The following is a 12259-nucleotide window of genomic DNA, read 5'->3' as shown; positions in this document are numbered from 1 at the left end:
GGGTCGTCCTTATTATTTTTATAGCGACTTCATTGTGCCTTTTGGCAATACTGCAGATACTGCAGATTTTTGTACTGTTACTTCTGCTTGCTCGTTTAAAGAGATAACGATGAAATCTTTCTCTTCAGAAATTTTCACAATTTTACCCACTAAACCACCTTGGGTAAGTACTTCATCGCCTTTAGCCATCATACTCATTAAGCTTTTGTGCTCTTTAACGCGCTTAGCTTGCGGGCGGTAGATTAAAAAGTAAAAAACCAAACCGAAAATAGCTAACATAATTAGCATTTCCCAACCACCGCCTGCCGCAGGTTGACCAGCTGCTGCGTGTGCATTTGAAATAAATAAACTCATGATACTTCCTCTTTAATTTTAAAGTTTAATTTTTTATATCTACTAGCTCTGGCACGTCTTGGCCTCGGCGAGCATAAAAATCTTGTACAAATTCTTCTAATTTACCTTCGCTAATCGCATTACGTAAACCTTCCATAACACGTTGATAGTAACGTAAGTTATGAATTGTGTTTAGTCGCGCACCTAAAATTTCGTTACATTTATCAAGGTGATGCAAATAAGCTCGTGAATAGTTTTTACACGTATGGCAATCACACTCAGGGTCAAGTGGCCCTGTGTCTGTTTTATGCACTGCGTTACGAATTTTAACAACACCCGTGGTAATGAATAAATGGCCGTTACGCGCATTACGTGTAGGCATAACACAGTCAAACATATCAATACCACGGCGAACAGACTCAACTAAATCTTCTGGCTTGCCTACACCCATAAGGTAGCGTGGTTTGTCTTCTGGCATTTTAAACGCACAATGATCAAGAATATTCATCATTTCGTTTTTAGGCTCGCCTACTGATAGACCACCTAATGCATAGCCATCAAAGCCAATTTCTTCTAAGCCTGCTTGCGATTGTGCACGTAATTCTGGGTACATACCACCTTGAATAATACCAAACAAAGCAGATGGATTGTCGCCATGCCCTTCTTTTGAACGCTTAGCCCAACGAAGAGATAACTCCATAGAATCTTTAGCTTCTTTTTCAGTTGCTGGGTATGGCGTACACTCGTCAAAAATCATAACGATGTCTGAGCCTAAGTCGCGCTGTACTTCCATCGACTTTTCAGGCGACATCATAATTTCATCACCATTTACTGGAGATTGAAATAACACGCCTTCTTCAGTGATTTTACGCATTGCGCCTAAGCTAAATACTTGGAAACCGCCTGAGTCAGTTAAAATTGGGAAATCCCAATTCATAAAGTCGTGTAAATCACCATGTTGCTTAATGATTTCAGTACCTGGGCGAAGCATTAAATGAAAGGTATTACCTAAACATATTTGCGCACCAGTGGCTTTTACTTCATCTGGTGTCATACCTTTTACAGTACCGTAAGTACCAACAGGCATAAATGCAGGTGTTTCTATTACACCACGGTCAAAAATTAAGCGGCCGCGGCGCGCTTTTCCGTCAGTACAATCTAATTCAAATTTCATATCATCCTCAATGTCGGAAAAACAGTCCAACAAGCTATAATTTAACCGCTCGATTCTACCCTTTTTGCCTCATTAATACTATTAGCTGCGATAAATTCAATCTTGCTTATTACGCTAAACAAAAACCCCAGCAACGAAGCTGGGGTTTTTAATGTTTTTTACTGAGCATTAAATAACAAGCTGTTACTTGCGTGTTAAAAACATCGCATCACCATAACTAAAAAAGCGGTACTGTTGTTCAATTGCGGTATTGTATGCGCCCATAATATTGTCTTGTCCGCTAAAAGCACTTACTAACATAATGAGTGTTGACTCAGGTAAGTGAAAATTAGTGACCATGGCATCAACAACATTAAATTGGTAACCCGGAAAAATGAATATATCGGTATCACCAAAATACGTATCTAACTTGCCGCCGTGAACTTTAGCTGCCGACTCTAATGAGCGAACTGAAGTTGTGCCAACCGCAATTACGCGCCCGCCACTTGCTTTGGTTTGTGCAACGGCAGCAACTACATCATCGGGCACTTCTATGTACTCGGAATGCATTATATGCTCATCAACACTATCTACTCGTACTGGCTGAAAAGTACCTGCACCAACGTGCAAAGTAACAAAGGCCATGTTTACACCTTTATCCTTCAGTGCCGTCATTAACTTATCGTCAAAATGTAAGCCCGCTGTTGGCGCAGCAACTGCACCTGGCTTTTCTCCATAAACAGTTTGGTAACGCTCACGGTCAGCATCGGTATCAGGTCGGTCAATATAAGGAGGCAGTGGCATATGACCAATATCATTAAGTATATCTAGCACATTTTGGCTATGATCAAACTCAAGCTCAAATAATGTATCGTGGCGTGCAACCATTATTGCTTTAGCTTTGCCTTCAAGAATAACTTCGTTACCAACCTTAAGCGACTTGCTCGCGCGTACATGTGCAAGTACGCGATGTTCATCTAGCACTCGCTCTACAAGAACTTCAACTTTGCCGCCAGAGGCTTTTTGACCAAACATACGTGCTGGAATAACGCGTGTATTGTTAAAGACTAACAAATCGCCTTCGTTTACTAAATCAAGTATGTCGCTAAACACTTTATGTTCTAGAGTTCCGCTTGGGCCATCTAAAGTAAGTAAACGGCTGCTAGTTCTTTCCGCTTTAGGAAAACGAGCTATTAATTCATCAGGTAAGTCAAAGCTAAAGTCAGCCACGCGCATAATTAGTAATCCACATCATTTAAAATCGCGCCAAGTGTATATGTATCGGATATTAAGCTCAAGAAATCAGCCAAACTTATAATGCCTTGTTTACGTGTTTGTCATTTAATTTTCTTGTTCTTATGGTTAAATGTCACTATTCTTGTTCGGCTGAATTATTATAAGTTACATTAGAGGTAATCAACACGTGCCAAACCAGCTTAAATTGCTAATATTAAACGCAAGTAGTGCTGAACGCCGCGCGATTAAGGCCACTTTAGATAGCTTAAATGTATTTACCTTTATTGATGCGCAAGATAGCCAACAAGCTTTAAAGCTTTTAAAACAACACCCTGTTGATATTATAATAACGGGCATTAATGTTGGTAAAATTGACGGCTGGCGCTTTTCGAGGATGATCCGCTCAGGATTATTAAAAACACCAAAAAACACCCCAATTTTACTTATCCCGCCAATTTACTGTGAGCGTATTGCCGAAACAACAGCCCGAAGCTACGGGATAGATGCTGTATTACCATTTGAACATAAAGACATGCTTCCTCAAGTGCTTGCGAATGTTCTATCTACTCACCTAGAGAAAAGTAGCCGACTAAATTTATTGCTATTAGAGCCACTTCAAAATACGGCCGACAAAATTAGTGAACAGTTAAAGTTAAACTTTGCTATTACTCACGTTACCTCAGCCAAAGCAGCACTAAACGCTTACAACCAACAGCAGTTTTCAATTGTGCTACTCGATGCCACGACATCAAGTACAGAGAGCTCCAGTGTACTCGTTGAAGAAATCCTACAGCACAATTCCAAACAAGCTATTGTTACTATTATAGAAAGTGATGATGCTGATTACGCTGAGCAGCTTTTGCTCTCTGGTGTTACCGACTTTATTAGAGCCCCATACGACCCTTCATTTTTAAATAAAGTGTGTGACCACGCCGCACGACGTGAAGATTTTATGGTGAGTTATGCTGAGTTTGCTTACAAAGTAGAGCAACTAAGCGTGAGTGAAGTGCGTTATAAGGAGTTATTTTCGGCTCATCAGCGTATTTTATTGCATTTGAATACGGTTGTTTTAGAGCTTGATCAACAAGGTCATATTCGTTTTATTAACCCTGCCTGGGAAGCATTAAGCGGTTTTGGTGTTAAATCATCACTACAAAACCCATTAAGCGCTTATTGTAATAACGAAGATAAAGGAAGACTAAATTACACTATTAACGACATTTTACATGGTGGCGAGCAGCAGCAACAAATAGAAGTAAAGCTCACCCATAAAAATGGCAATTTAATTTGGGTCGAATGCAGATTACAGCTAATCAAAAATAGTCGTAATAACGCGACCATAACCGCCACTATCGACAACATACACGAACGTAAACAAGCAGAAATCCAACTACGTCATTTAGCACACCATGACCCATTAACTGGTTTACACAACCGTTATTACTTCGACCAACAGCTTAATAAAATATGCCAAGATAAATACACGTATGATGGCATAGAGCATGCTGTTATTTATATTGACCTCGATCACTTTAAAATAATAAACGACAGCAAAGGTCACCACCAAGGTGACATAGTATTAAAAGAAGTGGCGCAATTATTTAAAGCAAATATTGGCGAAGACCATTTAGTGTGCCGAATAGGCGGCGATGAGTTTGCAGTAATACTTACCGATATGAATTTACTGGATGCACACCTTATTGCTGAGGGTGTGTGCAGCGCGATAGAAAAACATGCTTTTAAATCAGAAGATCAGATATATACAATTAGCTGCTCTATCGGTTTAACTCAAATTACGACACAAAATAATGATCCTAATGAGTGTTTAAAACAAGCCGATATTGCTTTGTATATTGCCAAAAATTTAGGGCGTAACTTAGTACATTGCTATTCAAAAGAGGATGCTCAAAACAATACGCTTCAAACAGGGCTTGAATGGGGTCACGAAATTCGCCAAGCACTGCAGCAAGATAATATTGAACTGCATTACCAACCTATTTGGGATTTTAAAGAGTGTAAAGTTGCTTATTTTGAAGCGCTCTTACGCTTAAAGCTCAAAGGTGAACTTGTATACCCAAATCAATTTATTCCCTCTTTAGAGATGCTTAACGACACATTTTTGATGGATCAATGCGTTATACGTAATGCCGTTGCTTGTGTGTCTAAGCACCCAGAGTTAAATCAAGTTGCTATCAATTTGTCAGCACAATCATTTTTAGATGAACGCTTACTGCCATTAATTGAATCAAATCTTGAAAAGTATAACGTGCCCCCTTCGCGGATAATTTTTGAAATAACTGAATCAGCAAGTATTAACAATTTAAAAGCGACTCGTAAAATGATCGAGAAGCTTAATAGCTTAGGCTGTCATTTTTCTATTGATGATTTTGGAACTGGCTTTAGTACATTCAACTATTTAAAGCAGCTTCCGGCACAGCATGTAAAAATTGATGGCTCATTTGTAAGCGACATGCTTAATGACCCTATAGACTTAGCGTTAGTAAAAGCAATAAATGATATTAGTCGGTCTCTCGATAAGCGCTCTGTAGCTGAGTACGTTGAAAACGAAGAGATATTTTTTGCACTAAAAGAGATAGGTGTTGATTATGGACAAGGCTACTTTATTGCACGCCCAATACCTGTTGAAAAAGTAAAAGATGAACTTGAAAAAATTTCAAAAAATAAAACGTTTTACCAACAACAAGCTAGCCCAAAATAAACAAAATTAAACAATTTGTTACTACCAATATTACCTTTCTTGCCTATACTTTCAGTATCAAATGAAAAATGTCGTACCTTTTAATGCATTTCACTTTAAAAACATGACATTACCTTTTGGCGACGTAGTACTGATATTTATAGTGGGTTTCAAAGCTATTTGGGCTTTTAAGGAGAAAGGTATGACACAGCTAGTTATGTTATTACTGATTATACATTTTGCAATCGCGTATCAGTGTTATCGTTACGCAAATATTAAAGGCTACCCAGTTAAGGTTTTTACTGTATTAGGCTGCGTGCCTTACTTTAACTTAGTGGTATGGATTTATTTACTATTTTTACCCGAACTTGAGCCTTTTGAAAGCCATCTTCAAAATCAAAAGCAGCCTTTATAGGCTGCTTTCATTCATTTCCTATTCTAATTTAGAAAAATCTAAACTACATTGGCGCTTTAAAAATACCTCAAGCTGTTGACTAAATAACTTAAAGTCGCGGATCCGCCCCGTAGTTTTGCGCCACAATATGCCAATATCTCTATATGCATCACTTTGTGATGGTGTAGCCACCATATTTTTATTATCTAAAATTCCGGCGTTAATCGCCATTTGTGGTAAAAAAGTCACCCCGAGCTGATGCTCAACCATACTCAATAATGTATGCAAGCTTGCTGCTTCAAATGGGTTAATACAACTAGCACGGTTTAAATGGCATGCACTAAGCGCATGGCCTGTCATGCAGTGTTCACGCTCAAGTAAGAATACGCTGGCCTCTGGTAATAGATTAAAGTCGACTACGCCCTTTGCAGCGCTGTAATCCTTATGGTGCACTAAACTAAACTGATCTTTTGCCAATACTTGTGTATGAAATTTATCGGTTTCGTATGGCAGTGCAAGTAGCGCTAAATCAATATGCCCATGCTCAAGTTTATCCAGTAGCTTATCACTCGTATCTTCTATTAATACCAGTTCTAAATCACAAAAGGTTTCTTTACAAAAGTGATACAGAGGAGCCGCTATAAAGCTAGCAATTGTAGGTATAACACCCACCGTTAATTTACCACTCAGTGGTGTTAAAAAGCTTTTAGTGAGCTCTTTTAAACTAATTGTATCGTTAATTATTTTACGAGAGCGCTCAACAACTTCTTCACCAATACTGGTAAACATGAGGCTGCGATTTTCGCGTTCAATAAGCTGGCAACCCAAAGTTTCTTCAAGATTTTGAATAGCACTGCTTAAAGTAGATTGCCCAATAAAACAGGCACTGGCAGCTCTGCCAAAGTGCTGATGTTGATGAACAGCTAATAAATACTGTAGCTGTTTGATACTTGGAAGATTGGTCATTTTTTCTTTCCACAAATAAAAAGACCCCAACACCTAGGGCATTGAGATCTTTTCAAGCTAAAAGTCTTTGAGTACTTTTTTGTTAAACCCCAAATGCGGTTCTTAGTACGTAGAAAATAACAATAGCAAGGGCAGCGCCAACTGGCAATGTAATTACCCAAGAAACTACGATGTTTCTGATAACACCCATGTTAAGTGCACCAATTCCACGTGCCATACCTACACCTAATACCGCACCTACTAAGGTTTGAGTAGTAGAGATTGGCATACCAGTACCTGATGCAATAACAACGGTAGAAGCAGCGGCTAATTCAGCAGCAAAACCACGGCTAGGCGTTAAATGTGTAATACCTTCGCCAATCGTTTTAATTACTTTTTTGCCCAAAATAGCAAGACCCGCAACAATACCAAAACCACCTAAAGGTAGAATCCACCAAGCAATAGCGGCTTTCTTAGCAATTTCACCATTGTTTTCAACAATATTTACAACAGCAGCTAATGGACCAATTGCATTAGCAACGTCGTTAGAACCATGTGCAAAGGCCATACAACATGCTGTTAATACCATAAGAACAGCAAACACTTTTTCAACATTGTTGAACTGCATTTGTTTATCTGCTTTTGGATCGATATTTAAACGAGAAATAGCAATTTTACCAATAATAGCAACAACTACTGCAACTGCGATTGCAAGGGCATACCCTTCGGCTGCACCTAAATCAACACCAACATGCTTTAAGCCTTTTTTAATTGTAACCAAGGCCATTATAAAACCTGCTAAACCCATATAAAGTGGTACATAGCGTTTAGCATTTTTTAGTGGTGCATCTGTATTGAAAATAAGTTTTTGTGCACTCATAAATATTAAGTATGCAATAAAGCCTGATATGGCGGGCGTTATAATCCAACTACCAACAATACCACCTACTTTATCCCATTGAATCGCCTCAGTGCCGACAGCAACTAACGCAAAACCAATGATTGCACCAATGATTGAGTGAGTCGTTGATACTGGCCAACCTAAGAACGAGGCCATTAATAACCAAGCACCCGCTGCAAATAAAGACGAAATCATACCCAGAACCATAAGCTCCGGAATATCTGCAAATGGTGCCGCATCAATAATTCCTTTACGAATTGTTGATGTAACCTCACCACCTGCCAAGTAAGCGCCTGCAAATTCAAAAATCATCGCAATAAAAATTGCTTGTTTGATTGTAAGTGCTTTTGAACCTACAGATGTACCCATGGCGTTAGCTACGTCATTCGCGCCAATACCATAAGCCATAAAAAAGCCGACTGCTGCGGCAATTAAAATTAATACCGTGCCGTAAGATGCAATGATATCCATTGTAAAACCTTAATCTTTCGTGTTTGAACTGATTTTAAATTAACGAGCTAACATCAGCTCAAGACGTGATCCTACGCGCTCTGCAATATCTGCAAGCTCGCCAACCCATTCAATAATTTTATATAAAAACATTACATCAATTGGGTTTAACTCACCTTCTACATCACGTAGCTGGCGGCGTACTTTTATTTGCATTTCATCCGTGTCTTGTTCTATCGCATCCAATTCAACTAACATTTTTTCTACTAAGGTGACTTCTCGACCTTTAAAACCCGTTTCTAGCAATTCTTCTAACTCGTTAATTGCCTTTGATGCTTGTTTAGTCGCATCTACACAACGTGTTAAATAAGCTAAAAAGTCAGTTTGCATAACTTTTGGAATGGTCATTTCACGACCAATCACTCGCCCAGCTATGTCTTTCGCTTTATTGGCAATTTTATCTTGTTGAGTTACTAATTCGAGAAGATCTGTACGCTCTACCGGCATGAATAAACCACGCGGTAACTGTAAACGTATATCTCTTTTCATATCATCAGCTTCACGTTCTAAATTGCGAATAGTGATGCGAAGCTCTTCTGCCTGTACCCACTCTTCTTTAAATACGTGATTAAAAAAAGGTATCAAAGCTTTACTTGCTTGATGAACCTTCTTGATGTGTTCTTCCATTGGTTTGATAGGAGATTTTGCAAATACTCCTAAAAACGCGTTTGTAGGCATAACTGACCCTTTAATCAAATTGATATGCTTTGCAGCATGAATTTTACAGTATTAACCAAGATTGTGAACGCTTTTTATTACTTCACTAAAGCTTGCAATACACAAAGCGGCACTAAGCCGCTTTAATAGAAATACATGATGGATAAAAAATCATAGTGATTTTTCTATATCTTCTTGAGATGTATGGCGAATATCTTTGCCATTAACAAAATAAATAATGTATTCAGCAATGTTCTGACAGCGATCACCAATACGCTCTAATGAGCGAACAGACCAAACTAAGTCCATGATTTTAGGGATTGAGCGTGGATCTTCCATCATGTAAGTCATTATTTGACGTGTGATAGCTTCATATTCGCGGTCAACTTTTGCATCTTCTTTATGTACTTGAAATGCGCGTTGCACATCCATACGCGCAAATGCATCTAGTACGTCGTGTAGCATTTTTAAAACTTGACGGCCCATATTTTCAATATTTACTAATAAATCTTGCTGATCTTTAGTAAATGAGTCTAGTGCAACTTTAGCAATTCGCTCAGCTTCATCGCCAATACGCTCTAAATCAGCAATTGTTTTTGCAATTGCAATCACTAAACGTAAGTCGCTTGCTGCAGGCTGGCGACGCGCAATAATACGCGTACATTCTTCATCAATGCTTACTTCCATAGCATTCACTTTATAATCGTTCTGACGTACCTTTTGAGCAAGCTCTGCATCGTTACGGCTCACAGCATCAAGCGCACTATTTAACTGCTGCTCAACTAATCCACCCATGCTTAATACATGATTACGTACATTTTCTAGCTCTTGGTTAAAACGCCCAGAAATATGTTTATTAATATTATGTTCCATAGTTACCTTCTCTCTTTATCTTGCACAACACGCTATAACGGACTAATTAACCGTAACGACCGGTAATGTAATCTTCGGTCTTTTTCTTCGTTGGTGTAGTAAATAAGGTATTTGTGTCTGAGTACTCAATCAATTCTCCCATATACATAAAGGCTGTTTGATCAGATACGCGTGCCGCTTGTTGCATGTTATGAGTAACAATAACAACGGTAAATTGGTTTTTTAAATCGTTTATTAGCTCTTCGATTACCAAAGTAGAAATTGGGTCAAGTGCTGATGTAGGTTCATCTAATAAAAGTACTTCTGGCTCAATTGCAATTGAGCGAGCAATAACTAAACGCTGTTGCTGACCACCCGATAAGCCAAACGCACTATCGTGTAATCTATCTTTTACTTCATCCCATAAAGCAGCACCACGAAGTGATTGCTCTACCACTTCGTCTAACTTACGCTTCTCTTTAATGCCTTGTAAGCGTAGGCCATAAACCACATTTTCATAAATTGATTTAGGAAATGGGTTAGGACGCTGAAACACCATACCTACATTACGACGAAGTGCTGCTACATCTACGCTCTTATCGTAAATATTTTGACCGTGAAGTAATATTTCACCTTCAATACGACAAATATCAACCAAATCATTCATGCGGTTAATGCAACGTAATAACGTTGATTTACCACAGCCCGATGGTCCAATAAACGCAGTTACTTGGCCTTTTGGAATGTTCATATTTACTTTATTAAGCGCTTGCTTATCACCGTAGTAAAGATCGAGATCTTTAATCTCTAGCGCTTTTTGGTCATCAGTTAAATTTTCTAGGTCTAACTTCTGGCCTATATTAGCTTGGTTTACTTTTGGAGCGACTGTAATCATTTTTGTTACCTATAAAATCTTTACTAATTAGTGTTCAAGCGATCTGAATTTTTCACGTAAATGGTTACGTATACCAATGGCCGTTATGTTTAGGGTAATAATCACCGACACCAATAAAAAGGCCGTTGCGTATACCAGCGGGCGTGCCGCTTCAACATTAGGGCTTTGGAAGCCAACATCGTATATATGAAAGCCTAAGTGCATGAACTTTCTATCTAAGTGAAAATACGGGAAGTTGCCATCAAGTGGTAATGTAGGGGCCATTTTTACGACGCCTACTAGCATTAACGGTGCAACTTCACCTGCAGCACGCGCAACTGCCAGTATTAAACCGGTCATAATTGCAGGGCTTGCCATTGGAATAATTATGCGCCATAACGTTTCTACTTTTGTTGCGCCAAGCGCTAGTGAACCATCACGTACGGTACTTGGAATACGAGATAAACCTTCTTCAGTCGATACAATAACAACTGGCAGCGTTAGTATAGCGAGCGTTAATGCCGACCACATTACACCTGGCGTACCAAATACTGGCGTTGGCGACGATTCTGGATAAAATAGTTGGTCTAAGCTACCACCTAACATGTATACAAAAAAGCCAAGGCCAAATACACCATATACAATTGAAGGAACACCAGCCAAGTTAATCACCGCGATACGAATCATTTTAGTGATTGCATTTTTAGCGGCGTACTCGTGTAAGTAAATCGCAGCAACAACGCCAAACGGTGTCACTATTACAGCCATCAACATAACCATAAACACAGTACCAAATATAGCAGGGAAAACACCGCCCTCTGTATTTGCTTCACGTGGATCATCAGATACAAACTTACCTAGCTGTACAAAATAGTGACCTAGCTTTGCAAAAAAGCCCATGTCGTTTGGAAACCAAACATCAAGTACTTGGTACATTGGAATCGTTACAACCTCACCGCGCATATCTTTTACAGTTACGTGGTCACGCTTAGCTTGCTTGCGTAGTGCAAATAAATCTTTTTCAAGTACACCATACTGTGCACGTAATTCAGCACGCTCTTGAGCAAGCTCAGCAACACGCTCATCAGTAAGTGCATTATCGAGTAAGTAGCCCTTTTCTTTTAAACGAAGGCGTTCAAGTGCGTAGTTAATATGCCCAATGTCACCATTTTGCAAATCAAGTGCTTCGTCGTTTAAGTCTACTGCACGCTCTACAAGCTCATGTAGCGCTTCAATCTTATCGCCTTCGACTGGATTACCATCTTTAATTACACTTTCAACATAACCATAAAAATTACCGTTTTTACTACGCTCAAATACAGCAAGCGCCGCTGGTGCTGTTTTATTTTTTATGTCGGTTTCTAATATCCAACGAAAATCTAAATCTACATATTCGCGGTTACCTGTTTTAATAAGCAAGCGCTCTATTTCTTCTTTTTCAAATTCGCTAACATCAATACCTGTCGCGGCTAAACGCGTTTTTGGTACTAATTCACGGTCGTAAACTTCGCCAATCACGGTTTGCTTTGCAATCGACCCTTCAAGTTCAAATTGCACAACTTCCGAAGGCCAAAAAAAACTTAATCCCTTCCAGGCTATCATTGCTAATAAGCCTAAAACTGAAATCAAACTGATGCTCACTGCACCACCGGTCATCCAAATCCAAGGAGAACCAGACTTAAACCACTGCTTTACCATGTCGTGTC

At 39.1% G+C, this 12259-nt stretch carries 11 protein-coding genes; 2 read left to right on the top strand and 9 right to left on the bottom strand.

What is annotated here, in order from left to right; genetic code table 11:
* Window positions 1–18: 18 nt before the first annotated feature.
* The 3 genes from yajC to queA form a co-directional block, all read right to left on the bottom strand.
* Window positions 19–354, bottom strand: a complete 336-nt coding sequence (gene yajC / locus BW142_RS04695; protein WP_002957830.1) for a preprotein translocase subunit YajC — start codon at window positions 352–354, stop codon at window positions 19–21.
* 25 nt (window positions 355–379) lie between these two features.
* A complete protein-coding gene (gene tgt, locus BW142_RS04690) occupies window positions 380–1507 on the bottom strand; it encodes a tRNA guanosine(34) transglycosylase Tgt (RefSeq protein WP_024600187.1) in 1128 nt (375 codons plus the stop codon).
* Window positions 1508–1690: 183 nt separating this feature from the next.
* Window positions 1691–2722 (bottom strand): tRNA preQ1(34) S-adenosylmethionine ribosyltransferase-isomerase QueA, encoded by a 1032-nt coding sequence (queA, locus tag BW142_RS04685; RefSeq protein ID WP_076924053.1) that lies wholly within the window; start codon window positions 2720–2722, stop codon window positions 1691–1693.
* Between the two features lie 187 nt (window positions 2723–2909).
* Between queA and BW142_RS04680 the strand changes: the two genes are divergently transcribed.
* Both BW142_RS04680 and BW142_RS04675 read left to right on the top strand, forming a co-directional pair.
* Window positions 2910–5441, top strand: a complete 2532-nt coding sequence (locus BW142_RS04680) for a GGDEF domain-containing protein (protein ID WP_076924052.1) — start codon at window positions 2910–2912, stop codon at window positions 5439–5441.
* 181 nt (window positions 5442–5622) lie between these two features.
* Complete coding sequence (locus tag BW142_RS04675; RefSeq protein WP_002957835.1) at window positions 5623–5835, top strand: hypothetical protein; 213 nt, start codon at window positions 5623–5625, stop codon at window positions 5833–5835.
* An 18-nt stretch (window positions 5836–5853) separates the two neighbouring features.
* Here BW142_RS04675 and BW142_RS04670 read toward each other — a convergent pair whose 3' ends face one another.
* The 6 genes from BW142_RS04670 to pstA all read right to left on the bottom strand — a co-directional run bounded on the left by BW142_RS04670 (window position 5854) and on the right by pstA (window position 12251).
* Window positions 5854–6780, bottom strand: a complete 927-nt coding sequence (locus BW142_RS04670) for a hydrogen peroxide-inducible genes activator (protein ID WP_024600190.1) — start codon at window positions 6778–6780, stop codon at window positions 5854–5856.
* Between the two features lie 82 nt (window positions 6781–6862).
* The gene (locus BW142_RS04665; protein WP_007586466.1) at window positions 6863–8131 is read right to left on the bottom strand and encodes an inorganic phosphate transporter; all 1269 of its coding nucleotides are present in this window, start codon (window positions 8129–8131) and stop codon (window positions 6863–6865) included.
* A gap of 39 nt (window positions 8132–8170) precedes the next feature.
* Entirely contained in the window at window positions 8171–8848 is a 678-nt protein-coding gene (locus BW142_RS04660) for a TIGR00153 family protein (protein WP_024600191.1), read from the bottom strand.
* 150 nt (window positions 8849–8998) lie between these two features.
* Complete coding sequence (gene phoU, locus BW142_RS04655) at window positions 8999–9700, bottom strand: phosphate signaling complex protein PhoU (RefSeq protein ID WP_007586465.1); 702 nt, start codon at window positions 9698–9700, stop codon at window positions 8999–9001.
* 46 nt (window positions 9701–9746) lie between these two features.
* On the bottom strand, window positions 9747–10574 hold the full coding sequence (gene pstB / locus BW142_RS04650) for a phosphate ABC transporter ATP-binding protein PstB (protein ID WP_007586464.1): 828 nt from the start codon (window positions 10572–10574) through the stop codon (window positions 9747–9749).
* Between the two features lie 27 nt (window positions 10575–10601).
* Entirely contained in the window at window positions 10602–12251 is a 1650-nt protein-coding gene (gene pstA, locus BW142_RS04645) for a phosphate ABC transporter permease PstA (RefSeq protein WP_076924051.1), read from the bottom strand.
* Window positions 12252–12259 lie beyond the last annotated feature (8 nt).

Source organism: Pseudoalteromonas sp. EB27, assembly GCF_001974875.1.
Lineage (GTDB): Bacteria > Pseudomonadota > Gammaproteobacteria > Enterobacterales > Alteromonadaceae > Pseudoalteromonas.
Note: the sequence above shows the minus strand (reverse complement) of the source record. Positions and strands in the feature narration are given on the sequence as shown.